This window comes from Candidatus Merdisoma sp. JLR.KK011 (assembly GCF_036941125.1).
Lineage (GTDB): Bacteria > Bacillota > Clostridia > Lachnospirales > Lachnospiraceae > Laedolimicola.
In genome coordinates, this window is the sequence record NZ_JAYWSZ010000004.1 from 1,099,702 (window position 1) to 1,121,968 (window position 22,267).

Sequence of the window (22,267 nt, forward strand, 5' to 3'; positions counted from 1 at the left end):
GGGAGGAAAAAATGGGCGACGTAATTTTAACCATGAAAGGTATCGACAAATCGTTCCCCGGAGTACATGCGCTGGATCATGTAGACCTGGAGGTCAGAAAAGGCGAAGTACATGCGCTGATGGGTGAAAACGGAGCCGGCAAGTCAACCTTGATGAAGGTTCTGACCGGTATCTATACCAAGGACGAGGGAACGATTACATATGAGGGAAAGGAAGTAGAGTTTTCCAACCCAAGAGAGGCTCAGGATGCGGGAATTGTGATTGTGCATCAGGAGCTGAACATGATGGGGCATTTGACAGTGGCCCAGAACATCTTTATCGGCCGGGAGATTATGAACGGCAAGCTGATTGACGACAGGAAGATGAATGAGGAAGCAAAAAAGCTTTTTGATCAGCTTGGCATTGACATAGATCCGAAAGAAACCATGAGCCGGTTGACTGTCGGAAAGCAGCAGATGTGTGAGATTGCAAAGGCTATCTCACATGAGGCCAGGGTTATTATCTTTGATGAGCCTTCTGCGGCTTTAACGGAAGCCGAGATCGAAGAATTATTTAAGATTATCCGCGATCTGCGGGAAAAGCAGATGGGTATTGTATATATCTCCCACCGTATGGATGAGATTAAAGTGATAACTGACCGGGTAACCGTTATGCGTGACGGCGGTTACGTGGGAACCTTGATTACGAAGGATTCTACCAAGGATGATATCATCAATATGATGGTAGGCCGTGTGATTTACGAAGATCCCAAGACGGAGAGTGCTGTTCCGAAGGATGCGCCTGTAGTGCTTAAGGTAGAACATCTGAATGCGGGCAGAATGGTACGTGATGTGAGCTTTGAACTGCGAAAGGGAGAAATCTTAGGATTTTCCGGCCTGATGGGGGCTGGAAGAACAGAGACAGCCAGAGCTTTGTTCGGGGCAGATCCCAAGGAGAGCGGCGATGTCTATGTAAACGGGCAGAAGGTAGAGATAAAGACCCCCCAGGATGCGGTAAAATGCGGGATTGGTTATCTGTCAGAGGATCGGAAGCGGTACGGAATTGTAGTGGCAAAGACAATCGCAGAGAATTCTACCATGGCCAGCCTTGAGAATTTTATGAAAGGCGCCTTTATCGATAAGAAGAAAGAAAATCAGGTAGCCCAGCAGTATGTAGAGACGCTTAAGACAAAGACGCCCGGCGTGGAGCAGCTGGTCGTGAATCTTTCCGGAGGAAACCAGCAGAAGGTGGTTATCGCCAAGTGGCTGGTAAGAAACTGCGATATTCTGATTTTCGATGAGCCTACCCGGGGTATTGACGTAGGAGCCAAGAGCGAGATTTATCAGCTGATGAATGAACTGGTGGCACAGGGCAAGTCCATCATCATGATTTCATCAGAGATGACGGAGATTCTGCGTATGAGTGATCGGATCGTGGTTATGTGTGAGGGCAGGAAGACCGGTGAGCTGGATATTTCAGAGGCAACCCAGGAACGAATCATGCATGCGGCGACGCTTAGGGATTAGGAGGGGGAGAAATCATGACAGAGAAGAAAAAAGGAAATGCTTTTACAGACAATCCGCTTGTAAGGGCCATCGGAGTACAGAAGATTGTAGTTGTACTCGTGCTGATTGCCATGCTTATCTTCTTTAGCGCCGCAAGCTCCGCATTCCGTCAGTATTCAACGCTTTTGAGTATTATGGACTGTACCTATTATCTGGCTTTTCTGGGGATTGGGGTTACCTTCTGCCTGATTACCGGAGGCGTAGATCTTTCCATCGGAACAGGAATGTTCTGCTATGCGCTGGTGGGCGGCTATCTGATTACCCAGAAAAACATGCCGGTTATTGTGGGAATCATCGTAACCGTGCTGTGCGGCCTGCTGGTGGGAACCATTAACGGCCTGATCGTTTCCAGGGGCGGCCATGCCCCTTTCCTGGCAACTCTTTGTACCATGATGATTGTGCGAGGAATGGGCGCCATCGTGACCGGCAATGCAAGCGTTACCTGGCCTTCCTCCAGTTCACCCAATGGCTGGACCCGTAAGCTTTTTAAGATGGATATGGGCGGAACAAAGATCCCCATAGGGTTCTTGTGGGTGCTGATTCTGGCAGTTGCGATGAGCATCTTTTTGAACAAGACCAGGCCGGGGCGTTATATCATCGCTATCGGCAGTAACAAAGAGGCGACAAGGCTTTCCGGCGTGAATGTGGCAAAGTATCAGACGTTAGCTTATATTATCTCTGGTACATTTACCGGGCTTGCGGCTCTGGCTTACAGTTCCGCATTCCAGTCTATGATACCCGGCGGAGGCGGTGGGATCGAGCTGAACGCCATCGGCGGCGCTATTATCGGCGGAACCTCCATGAGTGGAGGCGCTGGAACCATATCCGGAACCATCATCGGCGTGTTCCTTATGTCCGTACTGCAGACAGGGCTTCCTATGATTGGCCTGCAGGCCAACTGGCAGCAGATTATCATCGGCCTGGTTCTGATTATAGCCGTTTACATTGACGTATTGAAGAATAAGAAACTTGCGTAAGGTGTTTACTGCATAAGCAGTTTACATAGAAAAGCTCCAAAAAGGAGAAAAATAAAAGGAGGAATTTAAAACATGAAAAAGAAAGTTTTGGCAGCATTGCTCTCTACAGCAATGGTAGCAGCACTGTTAAGCGGCTGCGGCGGCAAGGCTGATGAGCCTGCAGCACCGGCAGAGACCGAAGCACCGGCAGAGACTGAGGCACCGGCAGAGTCCGAGGAGCCTGCAGAATCCGAAGCACCGGCAGCAGATGCAGGCAGCATGTCCTTTGAGATTGTATCTAAGGGATTACAGCATGAGTACTGGCAGGCAGTAAAGCAGGGCGTTGAGAGCAAGGCAGCTGAGCTGGGTGTAACCGTCAACTTTGTAGGTCCTGACAGTGAGTCCAACATTGACCAGCAGGTACAGCAGCTGGAGAACGCACTGAATGCAACCCCGACCGCAATCGGCCTGGCTGCACTGGATACAGAGTCCGTAAAGGGCCAGCTTCAGACCTGTCTCGACAAGAGCATTCCGGTAATCGGATTTGACTCTGGTGTTCCGGGCGCTCCGGAAGGATCCGTATTGGCAAACTGCTCCACAGATAACTATGCAGCAGGCGCACTGGCAGCTGAGAAGGTTTATGAGGCTGTTAAGGGCAGAATTGACGGAACCGTTCGTATCGGCGTTGTAGCTCAGGATGCAACTTCCGAGTCCGTTGTAAACAGAGGCCTTGGATTTATCGATAAGTTTGCTGAGCTGGCAGTAGCTGACGGCCATACAGCAACCGTTGTGGGCAACGAGAAGTACATCAGCGATTCCAAGTGTGAGAAGACAGACGGCGCAAATGTTGTTATCGACGTTCGCGTTCCTGCACAGGTTACTTCCGATGCATCTCTTGCAGATGTTAACTCTCTTCTTGGCGAGGACGGAATTATTGCACTGTACGGCTCCAATGAGCACTCTGCAAATGCCATCATTTCCGCAGCTGAGAACCACAGCGAGATCGGTGTAGGCGACGACAAGGTTATCGCTGCCGGCTTTGACTCCGGCTCTGCTCAGATTGAAGCAGTAAAGAACGGCGTTCTTCTTGGCGCTATTACTCAGGCTCCAGTAGCTATGGGCGAGATCCTGGTTCAGACTCTGTACGATGCAGCACAGGGCAATCCCGTATCTGATGCAGATACCGGATGCCAGTGGTACACCGCTGAGAACATTGAGAACCCCGAGATCTGGGATAACCTGTACGGCAAATAAAAAGAACTAAAAAAGGGGTGCACCTTTGGGTGCGCCCTTTTTTCACAAGAGTACTGTCGCGCAGCGACTTTAAAACAGTAATATCCCTCACAGTGCACAAATCGATTTCCAGGCACTTGTGACTGGAAATTGATTTCATACCTGTGTACTGGGAGGGATATTACGGAACTGGAATAGGAGGTACGAACATGTTAAAAGGAATTTCCCCAATCTTATCCCCAGAGCTTCTGATGGTTCTCTGTGAGATGGGCCACAGCGATCGGATCGTAATCTCAGATGGAAACTTTCCGGCAGAGTCCATGGGAAAAGATGCAATTGTAATCCGCTGTGACGGCCACGGCGTGCCGGAGCTTTTGGAGGCTATTTTAAAGGTATTCCCACTGGATACTTATGTGGAACATCCGGTGAATCTGATGGAGGTTATGCCGGGAGATAACGTAGAGACGCCGATCTGGGATACCTATAAAGAGATTATTGCAAAGTATGACGAGAGAGGTGCTGCCTGTGTGGGCAACATTGAGCGTTTCAAATTTTACGAGGAAGCAAAAACCTCTTACGCAATCATTGCCACCGGAGAAAAAGCCCTGTATGCGAATATAATGCTGCAGAAGGGCGTTGTAACAGAGTAACCCGGAGAATCTTAACAAAAACAGAGGAGTTTCTTAATAATTCTTATCTTTTGGGGATATGCCTTGTTGCATATCCCTTTTTTGGTTATACTGGTAACTATTAAAGTTATGTAAATTTAAGGGAGAGGGAGAAATGGACGAAAGAAGGAAATGACGCCATTGAGGCAAATGAGGAGTTTTATTATATGAAAAAAGGTAAGATATTGAAACTTTTGCTGGTCAGTGTTTTTGTTTTTTTGTGCCAGAAGGAGGTTCTGGCAGGCGGAGAGGAGAAGGCAATAGAGAACGGCCTTGGCCAGCGTATAACAGCTGAGGAAGACGTGATGTTCCGGGATGGGGATATAGCAGGGTTTATAGGAGACAGTATTACACATGCGGAATACACGGACATAAATTACGTGGAGTTTCTTTATCAGTATTATTTGAGCCGATTTCCGGACAGGGAGATAGAATTCCGCACCTTGGGAACAAACGGCTATACAGTTCGGAATGTGCTTGAGACATACGACAGGGATCCGGCATTTCGGGGAATCAACCGAGCGGTTATTCTTTTAGGAATGAATGAAGCCCTGCAGGAGATTTCTGTAGAAGCATATATTGCCGATATGGAAAGGCTGATTACGCGTTTAAAAGAGGACGGTCTTAGAGGGGGCGATATTCTGGTGCTGTCGCCAACGCCCTACGATCAGACTTGTGCACTGAATTACGATAAAAACGGACACCCCTATCAGACGAGTGATGACAGGCTGTGTGCATATACGGAGCAGCTGGAAGTAAAAACAGCGGAGTGGGGCGTACAGTATATAGATCTGCATACGCCTCTGAAGAAGTTGTATACAGAGGTTCAGAGAGAAGATGCAAAGCAGACTTTGACCCGGGGCGACTGCATCCATCCAGGCGCATCTGCCCATATGATGATGGCATATGAGATTCTGAAGGGCCTGGGGGCAGGAGAGGGACTTTCTGAAATTACAATTTCGGAGGAGCAAAAGAAAGGGGCAGAGAATGTATACCGCAGTGAAAGGGGGATACGCCTGACGTGGAAGCCGGAGAGACTGCCGGCGTTTGCGTCGGATGAATTCCTGGAGCTCTGCAGACAGATACCGTCTGCAGAGGGCTTTGGACGAGAGATGCTTCGGGCGGAGGGACTCCTTCAAGGGGCCGTCTATGAGGCGGCTTTGGGGGACTGCATTTTGGGAAGTTTTACGGGTGGGGAGCTGGCGGAGGGAATTGAACTGGCTGCCGGGGAAGGCAATCCGCTGCAGAACGCAGCGAGAGCAATCCATGAGAAAACGAAAAAGCGGCAGAAACTTGGGGCAGAATACCGAAGCGCAGTGTACGCGGCTGCGGAGGCAGGAACAGAGGAAGCCTGGGAACAGCTTAAGGAGACCTGGGAGGGCTGGCAGAGTGCGGATCAGAAGATGCGCAGGGAAATTGAGGAATTGGCAAAGGAGGCCGTTTCAAAGACATATACCATAACTATTACGGCAGAAGGCTATTCCAGAGAGGCACTGGAGCTGGAGGCCGGGCCGGAGGAAGCATTTCTTTTTGAAGACGGAGATGTGGTAGGTTTTATCGGGGACAGCATCACTCGGATCAGCTACAGCGGAATCAGCTATCCGGAATTCCTGCAGCAGTATTACATTACCCGGTATCCCCAGTGGAAGCTGGAATTCCGTAACCTTGGCACAGGCTACTATACGGCGGAGAATGCGCGGAAGCTTTACAATGGGGAGAGCGGAATCCGCGATGCCTCTTTGGAGGGAATCACAAAGGCCGTAATTATGTTCGGCATGAATGAGGCCCTGGACGGAGTGGAAGCGGAGGTTTATATCAAGAATATCCGCGGCCTTATCGAGGTGCTGAACCAACAGGGGATTCCCAATGAAAATATAATATTAACAGCATCGACACCCTTTGATCAGACCAGAAGCTCCAACTATCTGGAAAACGGAGAGCAAAAAGACACGGTTGATAATTCCATTTTGGAGTATATAGAGAAACTCAAGGAGCTATCCAGAGAATTGGGTACGCACTATGTGGATCTCCATACGCCTCTGCTGTGGGCTACAGGCGTTCTGCAGGAAAGAAATGCTGACGCCACACTGACGATTGACGACAATATCCATCCCAAGGCGGAAGGAAGTATTCTGGCAGGGACCTTTTTTCTCCACCAGCAGGGAGCGGGAAAAGAGGTGGCGCGCGTGCGGATTTTCAAAGGAAAGGAGACGCAGGCAGAAAACGCTGAGGTTGGTCAGGTGGAGTGGAAAGGCGGCGACGACTATGTAAGGTTCACCTATCAGCCCCACAGCCTGCCCATGGCCGCAACCGGCGAGCTGGAGGAGGTTGAAGCGTATTTTTCCGTTATGGACTGGATAAGCCTAGAGGAGCTTCAGATAGAAGGCCTGAAGGAGGACGAAACGTATACTGTTTATATGGATAAGGTGCCGGTAGGGGATTATACCGGAAAGCAGCTGGGGGCAGGCGTGAACCTGGCAGGTTGCATACTGAATCCGGGACAGATGGCGGCAGCGGAGATAGAAACGCTGAACCAGGCGTGGCACGACAGCTTCTCGGAATACCGCAAGGTGCTGGAGGATGCAACCTTAGGAGAGCGGAGCGTGGGCCAGGAGGATGTGAATGCCGCTTATGAGATATGTAAAGAGCGCACGGAGAAACTTGGAAAGCAGATGTATGAAATCGCCCGTACCAGTGCAGCCAGAACCTATCTGGTAGAGGTTGCAGGTACGGACGGCAGGCGTATTTTTATGCGGCTCGACCGCTGGAAATGGGTGATCCTGGCTGCTCTGGGCAGCTTTTTGGCGGCTGCTGTTTTTGCAGTCATCCGTTGGAGGAGGAAAAGACAAAGCCGCAGAATTAGTTGATCCATTTTTTTCGAAAGTCAGAAGCGCGGATGCCTTCTGACTTTTTAAATTGCCGGTTGAGATAGCTGGCGTCATAAAAGCCGCAGATTTCCGCAATTTCCTCAAGGGTGTAGTCGGAAAAACGAAGAAGCTTTTTGGCAAAGGTAATACGTTTGGCAATGACGTAGTGGTTGAGAGTAATCCCATAAAGAGAACGGAACTCCCTGGACAGATGGAATTTGCTGATAAAAAACTGTTCCGACAGGGTATCCAGAGAAAACTTTTCCGTATAGTGTTCATCCAGGTAATGGCGCACCTGGGCCATCTTCTGCTGAACTGGGTGCTTTTTTGCGTGGTTTTCTGTAATATCCAGAAGCAGCAGGGAAAGAACTTCCACAATCAGCCGGGAGGAAGAGATCTCGGCTGAGAGATCCGAGGCCGTATTCACCTCCAGCAGATGCTCTAAGGCCTCCTGAAGCTCGGGAAAGGCCCGGGGAGAAAAGGCAGGGGCGCTTTTGGAGGAAAAGTACCGGTAATACTGGGCGGAACTGGAGCCGTTGAAATGAACCCAGATAAGCTCCCAGGGATCGGAGCTGCTGCTCTGGTGATAATAGGGAACCATGCAGTCAATAAAGAAGCAGGAGCCTTTCCTTAAGGGGTAGGAGGTGTCCTGATACATCAGTGTTCCGCTGCCGGACAGGACGAGTACCACCAGATAGGATTCCAGATTTTTGCGGCGGGCGAGGTGGCTTTCTTTCAGCTTCAGATAGCCTGTCTCCTGCACGTAAAAAAGGGCGGAGCGGGCAAAGGCGCCGGGGGTCTGAATCATGCGCCGCGAGCTTTCCGTATAGGAATCGGGAAATTTGTCAAAATAATTTTTCAAGAGTATAAGCTCCTTTCCGATGAGATACAAGAGGAGAACAGTCTTCTGTTTTTGAAATGAATCACAGACAGCAATATAGTACCTATTTTGAGCAACATCTTCCCTTGTTATCTTAAATATACAGGTTTATACTGTCAAAAGCAACGGAAAATAAGCGAGGAAAGAAATGATGATGTATTATGTACTTTTATCCGGAGGATCGGGCAGGCGTCTCTGGCCCTTGTCCAATGAAGCAAGGCCGAAGCAGTATCTGAAGCTGGTAAACCGGGAGACGAATTCCATGGAGCGATGCTCTATGCTTCAGAGGGTCTGGGATCAGCTGACGGAGGCTGAAATGGCTGAAAATACGATAATTACAGCAGGAGATGCTCAGACAGAGCTGATACGGAGCCAGGTTCCGGAGGCAAGAATTGCGGCAGAACCTTCCAGGAGAGACACCTTTGGAGCGGTGCTGCTGTCCTGCGCTTACCTTCACAGCCGCATGGGAGCTGCAAGAGAGGATTATGCGGCTGTGATGCCGGTGGATCCCTATACGGAGGGGGCTTTTTTTGAGGCAGTCAAGAGGCTGGGAGATATGCTGGAGCGTTCCGGTATGGAGATTGGACTGCTTGGGGCAGTGCCTTCTTATGCAGCAACAAAATACGGATATATACTGCCGGGAGAGAGGAAGGAAGATTATTTTGAGGTTCGAAGCTTTGCGGAGAAGCCGGACGAGGGGCAGGCAGAGGAGCTTGTGAGTCAGGGTGCCCTGTGGAACTGCGGCGTGTTTTGCGTCCGTATCGGCGATATGCTGGATCGCGCAGCGGCCTATGGAGTGCCGGAGGATTATGAGGGTTTATGCGAGTCCTATGAGAAGCTTCCGAAGATCAGCTTTGATTATGAAGTGCTGGAAAAGACAGATAAGCTGGCGGCTGTGGAATTCAGGGGATTCTGGAAAGATCTTGGCACCTGGGACGCCATGGCGGATCAGATGAGCACCGATACGGTGGGAAGAGCGATTTTGTCGGATACCTGCAGGAATACGCAGATTATCAATGAATTGAAGGCTCCGGTAACGGCGGTTGGAACGAGGGATCTGGTGATTGCGGCCGGGCCGGACGGAATTCTGGTGGCGGATAAGAGTGAGGCTGCAAGAGTGAAGGAGCTGACGGCGGACTTTCGGATGCGGCCTATGTTTGAGGAGCGGCGGTGGGGTACGCTGGAAACACTGGATGACACGCAGACGCCCCAGATGTCTACGCTGACCAGGAAGATACGGATTTATGACGGTATGACTTCCAGTTATCATTACCATGAAAACAGGGATGAGATCTGGACGGTTCTTAGGGGGACTGGGGAACTGATTCTGGAAGGGAATAAGATATCTTTGTCTCCGGGAAAGGCAGTTTGTATCCGGAAGAATCAGAGGCATGCGGTGAAGGCTTTTCGGGATTTTGAGTATGTTGAGATTCATGTGGGGATGAGTACGGGGAATGAGGATATTCATCGGGTTACGTTTGAGTGGGATGAGATTGAGTTGGCGGGGATTTTGTGATGTGCAGGGGGGACGTAACAGATGTGCCGCAGCGAAATCCGCTCTCGGGATTTTCCATATCCTGTGTTCGGACGGTTCGCGTACAGGCGGTCTGCTCTGAACGTACATTACCCTTTGTGGGTTTTGGCGTGTGGTGGTTTTTGCTGGTAATGTCCGCTCATATCAGACAGCCTGTTCGCGAACAGCCGGACACTGGATATTGGAAAATCTCGAGAGCGGATTTCGCTGCGGCACATCTGTTACTGGGGTGCGGGGGTGGGAAGAGGGGATTGTAAAGCTGCAAAGGCGCCCGAAAGGAACTTTTATGAGTGCTTTTTCGAATAAAAGTTTCTCTCATTACCGGTGTGTCGAAGCAGCTTTACTCTTTAGTGCTGTCGCGCAGCGACTTTTAATAGGAGGATGATGATGGGAAAGACGGCGTTGATTACGGGGATTACGGGGCAGGATGGATCTTATTTGGCGGAGCTCCTTTTGGATAAGGGGTATGTGGTTTACGGGGTGTTTCGAAGGGGGTCTACGAATACGGCTGGAAGGATTGGGCATTTGTTGGAGAAATGGGCCGGGGAGGACGGGCGGCTTCGCCTTCTTTATGGGGATATGACGGACTCTTTGAATCTGGTGCGGCTGATGCTTGAGGTGCGGCCGGATGAGGTGTATAATCTGGCGGCTCAGTCTCATGTAGCAGTGTCTTTTGAGGAGCCGGAGTATACGGCAGATACGGATGGGATTGGGGTTCTGCGGATTCTGGAGGCGGTTCGTGTGGCGGGACTTGCAAAGACGACACGGATTTATCAGGCGTCTACTTCGGAGCTGTATGGGAAGGTGGAGGAGGTTCCACAGAGGGAGACGACGCCTTTCCATCCCCGTTCGCCCTATGCGGTGGCGAAGCTTTATGGTTACTGGATTGTCCGCCATTACCGGGAGGCTTATGGTATGTTTGCGGTCAATGGAATTCTTTTTAACCATGAGTCTCCCAGGAGAGGGGAGAATTTTGTCACGAGAAAGATTACCCGAGCGGTCGGAGAGATTGCGGCAGGACGGCAGGAAAAGCTGTATCTGGGGAATCTGGATGCGAAGCGGGATTGGGGATATGCCGGGGATTATGTGGAATGTATGTGGAGAATGCTTCAGCATGACGTGCCGGAGGATTTCGTGATTGCCACGGGAGAAACGCATACGGTCCGAGAGTTTGCGGAGGCGGCTTTTAGGCAGGGGGGAATGGAACTTCTCTGGAAGGGAGAGGGTGTAGAGGAGCGAGGGATCGACCGAAGAACCGGGAAGGTGCTGGTGGAGGTGTCGCCGGAATTTTTCCGGCCGGCAGAGGTGGATCTGCTTCTGGGAGATCCGTCCAAGGCGAAGAAGCTTCTGGGGTGGAACCCGGGAAAAACCTCCTTTGAGGAGCTGGTAAAGAGGATGGTGGAGCATGATATGGCAGAGGCTTTGCAGAGGAGAGAGTGTGAGCATTTTGGAGCTGCTGTATCAGAAGGGAGGCTTAGGAAATGAATTGTGAACCCTTAGACAGAGAGAAAAAGATCTATGTAGCCGGGCATTGTGGGCTGGTAGGATCTGCCCTTGTGCGCTGCCTTGAGAGGGAGGGCTTTAGCCGGATTATCACCAGAACCCATGGGGAGCTGGATTTGACAAGGCAAGCGGATACGGAAGCGTTTTTCGCAGAGGAAAAGCCGGACTATGTGATATTGGCGGCGGCCAAGGTAGGAGGGATCCACGCAAACGATACCTGCCCGGCAGATTTTATTATGAAAAATCTTCAGATAGAGTGCAATGTGATTGAGAGCGCTTACAAAAATCAGGTGAAGAAGCTTTTGTTCCTGGGAAGCTCCTGCATCTATCCCCGGGAATGTTCTCAGCCGATTCGGGAAGAATATCTGTTAAGCGGATATTTGGAAAAGACCAACGAGGCTTATGCGCTGGCGAAGATTGCAGGCCTTAAGATGTGCGCATTTTACAATCAGCAGTATCACACGAATTATATCAGTGTGATGCCCTGCAATCTTTATGGGATAAACGATAATTTTTCCCTGGAGAACTCCCATGTGCTTCCGGCCCTCATAAGGAAATTCCATGAGGCCAGGCTCAGCGGCGCGCCTGCCGTAACGGTATGGGGGAGCGGAATGCCTTTAAGGGAGTTCCTCAATGTGGAGGATCTGGCGGATGCCTGCCTGTATCTAATGGATCATTATGAGGGAAATGAATTCTTTAATGTGGGCTCGGGGCAGGAGATCCGTATCCTTGAACTGGCAGAGCTGGTGAAACGTGTCACAGGGTACCAGGGAGAGGTGCTGCTGGATCCTTCAAAGCCTGACGGGACGCCGAGAAAGGTTACGGATATCAGCCGCATCCTGAGTACGGGATGGCGGCCGAAGATTGATCTGGAAACGGGAATCCGCAGAACTTATGAATGGTTCTGTGAACAATATGAGGCAGGAACGTTTACGGAGCGGTAAGAGGGCGGAACGAAAATCCATCCTTTTTGAACCGAGATTAAAAAAGAGGCATGTCTAAACTGTGGAGGGATAAATGGGCCCGGTAAAGCTAAAGCCAGTGCGGAAAAATTATATATGGGGAACAGAAGACTGGATGCTTTCCAGGCTCCATGAGGGATTGGAGGACATCCCTCTTTTAATTAAAATTATTACAGCCAGGGAAGCCTTATCTGTTCAGGTTCATCCGGAGGATGCCCTTGCCTGGGAGCTGGAGGGGGCAAGGGGAAAAACGGAAATGTGGTACGTGCTGGCCTGCGAGCCGGGTGCGTACCTGTATTATGGTTTAAAGCACCGGATTTCCGTAAATGAATTCCAGAAACGGATTCAGAACCAGACGATCCTGGAGGTATGCCAAAGGACGGCGGTGAAAAAAGGGGACGTCTTTTTTATCCCGGCAGGCCAGATTCATGCCATAGGGAAAGGCATTACCGTAGCGGAGGTGCAGCAGAGCTCGGATATTACTTACCGGGTGTACGATTACAACCGCAAGGACGGGAATCATCAGAGACGGGAGCTTCATATTGACAAAGCGCTTCTGGCTGCGGACTTCATGCCGCCCCTGGCCGGACATCATCCCATGGGACCCCGCGTGCAGAAAATTGGATATTCCAGAACTTTATTGGTGCAATGTCCGCATTTTGTGGTACAATTATACGAGATAGAGGAATTTATGGAGGAAATTGTCAAAGATACCTTTCAGTCCCTTCTCGTTCTGGAGGGGCAGGGGACTTTGAAGAGCCCATACGGAAGTATGGAGCTTTCAAAAGGAGACAGTATATTTCTTCCAAAGGAAGCAGGAGCCTGCCGGATAACGGGAAGGCTGCAAATACTTTTAAGCGAGGTATAACGGATGAATTTGAAATTTGGAACAGGAGGCATCCGCGCCGTTATGGGCCAGGGGCCGGATCATCTGAATCTGGAAACCATACAGGAGGCGGCCCTTGGGGTGGCGGCTTATGTAAAGAGCCGGAGTGAAGAGCCGTCTGTGGCAGTGGCTTACGACAGCCGGAACCATTCGGAGGAATTTGCAAAGGAGACAGCCAGGGTGCTGGCTCTTAAGGGCTGCAAGGCTTATATTTATCCCAGGCTGATGCCTACGCCCACGCTGTCCTTTGCCGTGCGCTATCTCAAATGTGATGCCGGCGTGTGCATCACGGCCAGCCACAACCCAAAGGAGTACAACGGGTTCAAGGTGTACGGAGCCGACGGCTGCCAGGTTACCAGCCAGGCGGCCGCGGCAATCCAGATGTATATTGAGAAGACAGATCTGAAAGAGGCCCAGGAGGATCTGTCCTTTGAGTATTTTTTGGAATCCGGAGAGATTGAGGAAATCAACGATAAGGTTCTTAAGGCATTTTTGGCAGCAGTGCTTAAGAGGCGCACGCAGAAGGAGCTGACCTCCAGTCTGAAGGTGGTTTACACACCCCTTCATGGGGCCGGCTTAAGCTGCGTGAGCAGTATTTTGAAGCATATCGGGGTAAAGAATCTGCAGCTTGTAAAAGAGCAGGCCAAGCCGGATGGCAGCTTTCCGACCTGCCCTTATCCGAACCCGGAGGAGAAGGAGGCGCTGAATCTGGGGCTTGATTACTGCAGGAAGTTGGAGGCGGATCTTCTGATTGCCACCGATCCGGACAGCGACCGCATCGGAGTGGCGGTTCGCCACGGGGAGGAATACTGGCAGCTCACCGGCAACCAGGTGGGAATTCTTCTACTGGATTATATTCTGAAATGCAGGCAGGAGGCGGGAACCCTTCCGGAAAAGCCGGTGATCATTAAGACAATCGTGACGACTTCTATGGCGGATAAGATTGCGGCGCAATATGGCGCTGAGGTGATCAATACCCTTACGGGCTTTAAATACATCGGAGAGCAGATCGGCCTTTTGGAGCAGAAGGGGGAGGCGAAGCGCTTTGTGTTCGGTTTTGAGGAAAGCTGCGGCTATCTGATTGGGAGCTATGTCCGGGATAAGGACGCAGTAGGGGCGGCGATGGCTGTCTGCGAGATGGCTGACGCATACAAGTCTATCGGCAAGACCCTTGTGGACGTGCTGGAGGAGCTGTATGAGACTTACGGACGTTATGTGACAGAGTTGAAGAATTATACCTTTAACGGGGCGGAAGCAGACCGGCGTATGAGCTTGATTCGAAAAGGTCTTGCGGAGAAGCCGGATATGAAGATGCGCGGCTCTAAGGTGGTTCGTTATCAGGATTACCAGGAGGGAGTGGAAGGATTCCCGAAGGCGGATGTGGTGAAGCTGTGGATGGAGGACGGATCGGAGGTTGTCATCCGGCCTTCCGGAACGGAGCCGAAGATTAAGGTTTATACGGAGAGGAAAGATAACTGAACGTTTATACCTTGCAAGTGGGAAATGAAGATGTGCAGACGTGTCACTGGCGGAGGCTTATTCTTCTGTTGAACAAAGAAGAGACTGTCAGATAATAAAGCAGCAGACTATTGGAAAAGTCTGCTGCTTTGTTATCTGACAGTCTCTTTCCCAGAGGAACGCAGAGGGCGGTAAGCATGGGGAGAAATACTTGGCCATTTCAATGGAGCAGCTTATAATTATGCTTATCTGTATGTATAACATGTATAGATTTTACTGAGAAATTGGATTCTTCTTGCGATTTCAAAGCCGGCATGCTAGAATTTGATTAAATGTCAAAAGAGGAGAGTTAAGTGATTCAATGGATATCCTGCATACAAAATTACAGCGGCTGGAACAGTATCTGAAGGAACAAAGGAGTGCTGTGATTGCTTTTTCAGGGGGAGTGGACTCGGCTTTTCTGATGAGGGCCGCCCACCGGGTATTGGGACAACAGGCCGTGGCAGTGACAGCCCGTTCCTGTGCGTTTCCGGAAAGAGAACTGGATGAGGCAAGGGCGTTAACAAAAGCAGAAGGAATCCGGCATATCGAATTTGACTTTCCGGCATTTGAGGTGGAAGGTTTTGCAAAAAATCCTCCGGATCGCTGCTACTACTGCAAAACTGCGATCTTAAAAGAGATGAAACGAATAGCAGAGACAGAGGGGCTTGCCTGTGTGATAGAAGGCTCTAATGCAGATGATGAAAAGGATTACCGTCCCGGCGCAAAAGCCATATGCGAACAGGGCGTTTTAAGCCCGCTGAAGGAGGCAGGGCTTACGAAAAGTGAGATACGGAAGCTTTCCAGGGAATGGGGGCTTCCCACCTGGAACAAGCAGTCGGCGGCCTGCCTTGCTTCCCGCTTTGCTTATGGGGAACCGATTACAGAAGAAAAACTGCTTATGGTGGAGCAGGCGGAGAATTATCTGCATGAACAGGGATTTGGCCAGCTTCGTGTGCGGATTCATGGAACGGTAGCCAGGATTGAGCTTTCGGAGACTGATTTTGCAAGAGCTGCAAAAGCGGAGTTTCGCTATAAGGCGGACAAGGCGCTGCGGAAGCTGGGATTTTCTTATGTAACCTTGGATATGCAGGGATACCGCATGGGGAGCATGAATGAAGTATTAAAAAGAGAGTAGGGACAAGCCATGGATGTAGTAGAACTATTAAGACAGGTAAAAGAAGGCTCTGTCAGTATAGAAGCGGCCGAAAAGGAGCTTAAGAAGCTTCCTTATGAGGATCTGGGCTTCGCAAAGCTTGATCACCACAGAAAAGTCCGCCAGGGCTTTGAGGAAGTGATTTACTGCAGCAAAAAGACGACGGAACATCTGGTAAAAATCTACCAGACGCTGGCCGGGGAAGGCATCAATGTACTGGGAACCAGAGCCAGCCAGGAGCAGTACGAAGCAGTACGGGAGGCTGTGCCCTGGGCAGTTTACGATCCTGTTTCCAGGATATTAAAGGCAGAAAAACAGAGAAGAGAGCCGATTGGAAAGATTGTTGTGTGCACAGGGGGGACGGCAGACGTTCCGGTTGCGGAAGAGGCTGCTCAGACGGCAGAATTTTTCGGCACAGGAGTGCTTCGGCTCTTTGACGTGGGAGTGGCGGGAATTCACCGCCTGCTTTCGAATATGGATGCATTTGAGGGCACAAGCTGCGTGATTGCCGCAGCCGGCATGGAGGGAGCTCTGGCAGGCGTAGTGGCGGGGCTGGTTGAGGTGCCGGTAATAGCGGTGCCCACCTCGGTGGGATACGGCGCCAGCTTTCACGGGCTTTCCGCATTGCTGACGATGCTGAATTCCTGTGCAAACGGGATTACAGTGGTGAATATCGATAACGGCTATGGGGCGGCTTATGTGGCGACGCAGATTAACCGGCTGGCGGTTGGCCGCACAGCGACTTAAAAAACAGTAATATCCCTCAAAATGCACAAATCAATTTACAGACGCTTTTTTTGCGGCTGGAAATTGATTTCATACCCGTGTATTTTGAGGGATATTACGGAACTGGAATAAAACTGAAATAGGAGGAGTAACGTGCAGGGAAAAACTTTATATCTGGAATGCTATTCCGGAATCAGCGGCGATATGACGGTGGCGGCCCTTTTGGATCTGGGAGCCACGGAAGAGAACCTGCGAAGCACCCTGGAAAAGCTTCCGCTTCACGGTTATAAGATCAAGATTGGAAGAGTTCAGAAATCGGGGCTGGATGCCTGTGGTTTTGATGTGATACTGGAAGAAAAGGCCAAGAATGAAGAGCATGCTCACGGACATAAGCATGAGCACCGTACCTGGAAGGATATTGCGCAGATGCTGGACGGGGCAGGCTTAAAGCCGGAAGTTCTAAAGCTTTCCCGGCAGATGTTCCGGATTGTTGCGGATGCAGAGGGAAAAGTTCATGGCCGTCCTGCGGACGAAGTACACTTCCATGAGGTGGGAGCGGTGGACTCCATTGTAGATATTGTATCGGCTGCGGCCTGTATGGAGGAGCTGGGGGTAACGAAAGTTCTCGTTTCCGATCTCTGGGAAGGCCAGGGACATGTGCACTGCCAGCATGGCATCCTGCCTGTTCCCGTTCCTGCCGTTCTGCAGATTGCGGCCAGCCACGGGCTGACACTTAAGCAGACAGAGCAGCAGGGAGAGATGGTAACGCCCACGGGAGCGGCAATTGCGGCGCTGTCAGAAGGCAAGAGGCCGGATAAATTTATCATTGAAAAGATCGGGCTTGGAGCCGGGAAAAGGCAGTTTTCCAGGGCCAATGTGCTGCGCGCCATGCTGATCAAAGAGGCTAATGAGCAGGAGGAAAAGCTCTGGATGCTGGAAAGTAATATTGACGACTGCTCCGGAGAAGCGCTGGGATATGCTATGGAATGCCTTTTGGAAGCCGGAGCCAGGGATGTGTTTTTTACCTCTATCTATATGAAAAAGAACCGGCCGGCCTATCAGCTGTCCGTGCTCTGCGATGAAGAAAAGATAGAAGAGATGAACGCTGTTTTGTTCCGGGAGACAACCACAATCGGCGTGCGCCGCTATCCTGTAAAGCGCGCCGCTTTAGAACGCCGGGCAGAAGAGGTTTCGACGGCTTACGGCCCGGTGAAAGTAAAGGTGTGCTTTCTGAATGGGGAGGAATTGCGCTATCCGGAGTATGAAAGCGTGAAAAAGCTGGCCCGGGAGCATGGAGCAGCTTATAAAGAGATGTACCGCCTGGTAAGGGAGCAGATTTAAGGGGCTGTTGCAAAATAAGCCAGCTCCTTCGCGTTCCGATCCCCTCAATCCCCCTTTCCCAGGCGGTTTTGAAAAAATAATCCTTTGACTTTTTCCCAAAATGTGTTATATTCAAGTTGTCAACATTTGACGGCAATGGAATATCGTATTTCAGCTTCAAATTCGCCGAAAGCTTCTGGCGGTTATTCCCAAGAAAAAATATGTTTCAATTAAGTGTACGATTGAAGAAGGAACAGAATGAGAAAAGAGGAGGACAAGCATGACAAAAGAGCAGTATGAATCCCTTCCGCTTACAGAGCTTAAGGAGATTGCAAAAGCAAGAGGACTGAAAGGCACATCTATAATGAAAAAGGCAGATCTTATTCAGCTGATGCTGGATAAGGATGTAGAACAAAAACCACGGAAGATACCGGAGAAAGCGCCTGAGCAAACAGCAGAGCGGACTGAAAAGACAGCAGAACGGACGCAGGAGCGGCCAAGTGCGCCTCAGGATATGTCCCAGTTGGACAGCGGCCAGATAGCCAACGGAATTCTGGAGGTGCTTGCAGATGGTTATGGATTTATCCGCAGTGCCAATTATCTTCCGGGGGAAAATGATATTTATATCAATCCGGCTATGATCCGCCGCTATAATCTAAAGACAGGAGACATTCTCTGCGGGAATGTAAAGGTTCGGGCCCAGACAGAGAAATTTGCAGCCTTGCTGTATCTGAAGTCCGTCAACGGCTATCGGCCGGAGGAAGCGGCGAGAAGGCGCAGCTTTGAGGACTTGACTCCGATTTTTCCCAATTCCCGTATTTATCTGGAGCGTCCAGGCGGCAGTATGGCTATGCGGATTGTGGATCTCATTTCGCCTATTGGAAAGGGACAGCGCGGCATGATCGTGTCTCCTCCTAAGGCAGGTAAGACAACCCTTCTTAAAGACGTGGCAAAGTCAATTACCAAAAATCATCCGGATATGCAGCTTCTGATTCTTCTGATTGATGAACGCCCGGAGGAAGTTACGGATATCAGAGAGGCAATTGCCGGGCCCAATGTGGAGGTTATTTACTCCACCTTCGACGAGCTTCCGGAGCATCATAAGCGTGTGTCCGAGATGGTGATTGAACGGGCAAAGCGTCTGGTAGAGCATAAAAAAGATGTAGTAATTCTTCTGGACAGCATCACAAGACTGGCAAGGGCCTATAATCTGACGGTCCCCCCCAGCGGACGTACTTTATCCGGCGGTCTTGATCCGGCGGCGCTGCATATGCCGAAGCGATTCTTCGGTGCGGCGCGTAATATGAGAGAAGGCGGCAGTCTGACGATTCTTGCGACGGCGCTGGTAGAGACCGGCAGCAAGATGGACGATGTGATTTACGAGGAGTTCAAGGGTACCGGTAATATGGAGCTTGTGCTGAACCGCAAGCTGCAGGAGAAGAGGGTATTCCCCGCTATCGACATTCCGAAATCAGGAACCCGGCGGGAGGATCTGCTGCTGACCGGGGAAGAGCTGGAAGGAATGGATATTGTGCGCAAGGGCTTAAACGGCCTGAAAGCGGATGAGGCGGTAGAGAACGTATTGAATATGTTTGCCCGTACCAGATTTAACAGCGAATTCGTGCAGACGATTAAAAAGACAAAGCTAGTATAAGGAATCGCCTGTTTTTAGGGCGCAAGATAAAAGCGTTTGCTGCTGCGCTGGTTCTATATAGGACATAGAAGTGCCCAAAGAACTGCCAAAAACTGACAAGTTTTTTGGCGGATGAGACATTGACTTTTTCCGGCGGTTGTACTAAAATAATATCAACAAAAGATACTACATAAAGTACAAATGATAACAAAGGCGTTACCAATTCCCGTGGTGACGTCTTTTTTGTGTCTTTTGTCGGGGTCGTTTGGCCCTATCTCTCCCTTTTATATCAGACATGGGATTCCCGGCAGTTTTTTATATACAGCCAGAATCTCATGTCTGATGTTATAAACCGGAAAAGGCAGTTAATTATCATGTGCCGGGGGAGCTGTCTGCCGAATGGGCTGTTCTGATCGGGCCCGATACCTGTTTTTTACACGGAGTAAGGCAATGCAAATATACCGTCGAGGATGCAGGAGCCGGGGCGGCATTGCTGTTTATTGATGATTTTCCCCATAATATTTAAAGTGTTTTGCCGGCTTTAGCAGGCATAAATTTGTCACAGAATTTGTCATGGAAATGAAAAAGTACCGTAAATACGGTACTTTTAAGGATGGAAGCAATGGGGCTCGAACCCATGACCTCTCGCGTGTGAGGCGAACGCTCATCCCAGCTGAGCTATGCTTCCGGATATGCACACCAAAAATCAGGCGGTATGCCAAGCTTTCTTTTTGGTGTAATTATAAAAGAACGTTCAAAAGCAAATAAAGCTCTCTTATACAAAATGGACCCGAAGGGATTCGAACCCTCGGCCTCCGCGTTGCGAACGCGGCGCTCTCCCAACTGAGCCACGAGCCCTTTTTCTATCGTGTTTCTGTAACTTCTATTTTACTACTTTATCAAAGAAAATCAAGCTCTTTTTTGCATCTTTTGACAACAGCCGTTCCTCCATATAATCTTCAATCACCGGAAAGGGCGCAGGCCCCATAGACAGGAAGAAGGTATGAAAGTCCTTCAGCACAAAATGATCCGAGAGAGCACTCTTTGCCTGCTCCCTCAATTTGAGAATTTCAGCAGCTCCTAAGTAGTACTTCAGATAATTTCCCGGATCTTGAATAACAGCCTGGTAAATCTGATATACCGTATCCGGATTGGTCACGCCGTAACCGGCAAAAAAAGCCTCCGTATCCTCAAGAGACCATCCCTCATAATGAATCCCCACATCTGCCCGGGCGTGAAGCCCCAAAGAAACAGCGCCGTTGGCGGCCAAAAGCTCCGCCGTTTCCGGATCTGCAATGGCATAAGCGTAGGAAAGCCATTCCACATAAGTAGCCCATCCCTCTGTATAGCCTCCGAAGTTAAAAAGATTCCGTACCGGATCAAAGCCGCAGGAATATTCGTAAAGAGTCTGGTAGAGATGCCCGGGCCATCCCTCATGGGCCAGGGTGGTAAAAAGGGATAGGCTGTCATAATTACCAGCAGGATTGATGTAGATCACATGCTCATTCATCCGATCCATAGGCGGCGTCAGATAGAAAGCCGGACTTAGATACTTTTCCGAAGAGGCATCCACATATTTAATCTGGCAGGAAACAGACGGGACAGAAGGAAAATCATCCTGAATCTGCTGTTTCAGATTTTCTAAAATAAGCCTGGGTTCCAAAAGCCCTGTCTGCCGGGATACGGACGTCAGAATCTCCGGGTTTTGGCTGACAAGGTAAGCCACAGCTTCCAGATCTGTATCAAGCTGTTCTTCTATAAGCAGAAGGATTTCCTCCATATTCCGCCCGGTTCCCGTGACGGCGGCAGTCAGCGCCTCATAATATCCGGCTCCTTTCTTGTAATAACAAAGTCCATAGGGATTTTTGCCGGCTCCCTTTAAGTCAGTCAGTCCCTGTATCAAAAGCTCATAAGCCGGGACCACATGGCCGAAAAACAATGCCCGGTTGGAATCGAGATATTTTTCCGCTTGTTCCCTGGAAAGAAAGTCCGCAGAAGCTATCCGTTCCTCAAAGGTAGAAAGCAGAAAATGCTCCCCGAGATTGGAAAGAAAAGCCTCACACTGAGCAATGACGGTGTCTGCTGTCTCGTCCGACATAAAAAGTCCGGCATCCGCCTTTTCGCGTTCATAGTTCATCAGGCTTTCGTAATAAGCATCTATGGTAGAAAGGAGTGAAAAATAATTTTCGATATCCTGTTCAGACCGGAAGGCATACTCGGCCAAGAGAATGGGAAGCTGCGCCTGGGTGCCCAGTGTCGGGCTGAAAACCTCTTGATAGTAGGGAAAGTCCAGAAGAGCTGCCTGCTTTTCAAGCTGATAGGACAAAATGTCATAAGTGAGCCGGTTAGAATCAGAAAGCTCCTCCCTGGAAAATGCAGAGAGGGCCTGTCTGGTATTTTCCAGATTGGCCGCTTCTGCATCAGAAGCATCTTTGGAATAGAGACGGAAGGCAGAAGGAACATCCGCAACTCCAAAGGTCTCTGGGTCTGAGAATGTATAGTGAAGCGTCAGAGGATCAGAGGAAACTTCATTCAGAAAGAGCGTATGTGTAAAGCGTTCGAAAGCCTCGTCTGTAGTTTCAAGGGAATTTTGTGGAAGCCTGGAAAGGAGTAAAAGGCCGCAGTACAGAAAAAGAAGCAGGAGCATGCCTGCGGTTAAAAGTTTTTTTCGTCTCATATTTTCACCAGAAGTAATTTTGGTGTATTCTATGTAATAACCCGGGAAGAAATGCTATGTATTATTCCGGTTTTGACATTGTATTTGGAGGGCGTTTCCTGTATCTAATAAGAAAGACAGAACTTAACAATCTTATGAGAGAGAAAAACAATATTTGGGAAAAAGCTTGGGAAAGTCCGGCGTAGTATGGAACTGGAATAAGATGGTAAAGTCGCAAAGGCGCAC

The 22,267-nt window shown here is 50.0% G+C and carries 16 protein-coding genes and 2 tRNA genes; 14 read left to right on the top strand and 4 right to left on the bottom strand.

Annotated features, from left to right (window positions below):
- The first annotated feature begins 11 nt into the window (after positions 1–11).
- From VV089_RS19165 to VV089_RS19185, 5 genes are all read left to right on the top strand, one after another.
- Positions 12–1,505, top strand: a complete 1,494-nt coding sequence (locus VV089_RS19165) for a sugar ABC transporter ATP-binding protein (protein WP_334337042.1) — start codon at positions 12–14, stop codon at positions 1,503–1,505.
- Positions 1,506–1,519: 14 nt separating this feature from the next.
- Positions 1,520–2,521, top strand: coding sequence for an ABC transporter permease (locus tag VV089_RS19170; protein ID WP_334337043.1), 1,002 nt, complete (start codon positions 1,520–1,522; stop codon positions 2,519–2,521).
- 72 nt (positions 2,522–2,593) lie between these two features.
- Positions 2,594–3,754 (top strand): substrate-binding domain-containing protein, encoded by a 1,161-nt coding sequence (locus tag VV089_RS19175; RefSeq protein ID WP_334337044.1) that lies wholly within the window; start codon positions 2,594–2,596, stop codon positions 3,752–3,754.
- Positions 3,755–3,942: 188 nt separating this feature from the next.
- A complete protein-coding gene (locus VV089_RS19180) occupies positions 3,943–4,383 on the top strand; it encodes an RbsD/FucU family protein (protein ID WP_172541650.1) in 441 nt (146 codons plus the stop codon).
- A gap of 185 nt (positions 4,384–4,568) precedes the next feature.
- Positions 4,569–7,268 (top strand): GDSL-type esterase/lipase family protein, encoded by a 2,700-nt coding sequence (locus VV089_RS19185; RefSeq protein WP_334337045.1) that lies wholly within the window; start codon positions 4,569–4,571, stop codon positions 7,266–7,268.
- Here the strand turns inward: VV089_RS19185 and VV089_RS19190 are convergent.
- The gene (locus tag VV089_RS19190; protein WP_172541648.1) at positions 7,261–8,130 is read right to left on the bottom strand and encodes an AraC family transcriptional regulator; all 870 of its coding nucleotides are present in this window, start codon (positions 8,128–8,130) and stop codon (positions 7,261–7,263) included. The genes VV089_RS19185 and VV089_RS19190 overlap by 8 nt on opposite strands.
- Positions 8,131–8,296: 166 nt before the next feature.
- Between VV089_RS19190 and VV089_RS19195 the strand changes: the two genes are divergently transcribed.
- The 9 genes from VV089_RS19195 (at position 8,297) to rho (ending at position 19,386) form a co-directional block, all read left to right on the top strand.
- Positions 8,297–9,664, top strand: a complete 1,368-nt coding sequence (locus VV089_RS19195; RefSeq protein WP_334337046.1) for a sugar phosphate nucleotidyltransferase — start codon at positions 8,297–8,299, stop codon at positions 9,662–9,664.
- A 405-nt stretch (positions 9,665–10,069) separates the two neighbouring features.
- The gene (gene gmd, locus VV089_RS19200; RefSeq protein ID WP_172541883.1) at positions 10,070–11,167 is read left to right on the top strand and encodes a GDP-mannose 4,6-dehydratase; all 1,098 of its coding nucleotides are present in this window, start codon (positions 10,070–10,072) and stop codon (positions 11,165–11,167) included.
- On the top strand, positions 11,164–12,129 hold the full coding sequence (locus tag VV089_RS19205; RefSeq protein ID WP_334337047.1) for a GDP-L-fucose synthase family protein: 966 nt from the start codon (positions 11,164–11,166) through the stop codon (positions 12,127–12,129). Before gmd ends, VV089_RS19205 begins: the two co-directional genes overlap by 4 nt.
- Positions 12,130–12,202: 73 nt before the next feature.
- Entirely contained in the window at positions 12,203–13,015 is an 813-nt protein-coding gene (locus VV089_RS19210) for a class I mannose-6-phosphate isomerase (protein WP_172541885.1), read from the top strand.
- A gap of 3 nt (positions 13,016–13,018) precedes the next feature.
- Positions 13,019–14,512: a phospho-sugar mutase gene (locus tag VV089_RS19215; RefSeq protein ID WP_334337048.1), complete on the top strand. Its 1,494-nt coding sequence runs from the start codon at positions 13,019–13,021 to the stop codon at positions 14,510–14,512.
- Between the two features lie 340 nt (positions 14,513–14,852).
- Positions 14,853–15,668 carry an ATP-dependent sacrificial sulfur transferase LarE gene (larE, locus tag VV089_RS19220; RefSeq protein ID WP_334337049.1) on the top strand — a complete coding sequence of 272 codons (816 nt, stop codon included), beginning with the start codon at positions 14,853–14,855 and terminating at the stop codon, positions 15,666–15,668.
- Between the two features lie 9 nt (positions 15,669–15,677).
- Entirely contained in the window at positions 15,678–16,433 is a 756-nt protein-coding gene (gene larB / locus VV089_RS19225) for a nickel pincer cofactor biosynthesis protein LarB (protein WP_334337051.1), read from the top strand.
- A gap of 132 nt (positions 16,434–16,565) precedes the next feature.
- On the top strand, positions 16,566–17,753 hold the full coding sequence (larC, locus tag VV089_RS19230) for a nickel pincer cofactor biosynthesis protein LarC (protein WP_334337052.1): 1,188 nt from the start codon (positions 16,566–16,568) through the stop codon (positions 17,751–17,753).
- A gap of 259 nt (positions 17,754–18,012) precedes the next feature.
- Entirely contained in the window at positions 18,013–19,386 is a 1,374-nt protein-coding gene (gene rho, locus VV089_RS19235; protein WP_334337053.1) for a transcription termination factor Rho, read from the top strand.
- Positions 19,387–19,979: 593 nt separating this feature from the next.
- Here rho and VV089_RS19240 read toward each other — a convergent pair.
- From VV089_RS19240 to VV089_RS19250, 3 genes are all read right to left on the bottom strand, one after another.
- Positions 19,980–20,053, bottom strand: a tRNA-Val gene (locus tag VV089_RS19240).
- Between the two features lie 97 nt (positions 20,054–20,150).
- A tRNA-Ala gene (locus VV089_RS19245) sits at positions 20,151–20,223 on the bottom strand.
- Between the two features lie 25 nt (positions 20,224–20,248).
- A complete protein-coding gene (locus VV089_RS19250; protein ID WP_334337054.1) occupies positions 20,249–22,042 on the bottom strand; it encodes a DUF885 domain-containing protein in 1,794 nt (597 codons plus the stop codon).
- Between the last annotated feature and the right edge of the window lie 225 nt (positions 22,043–22,267).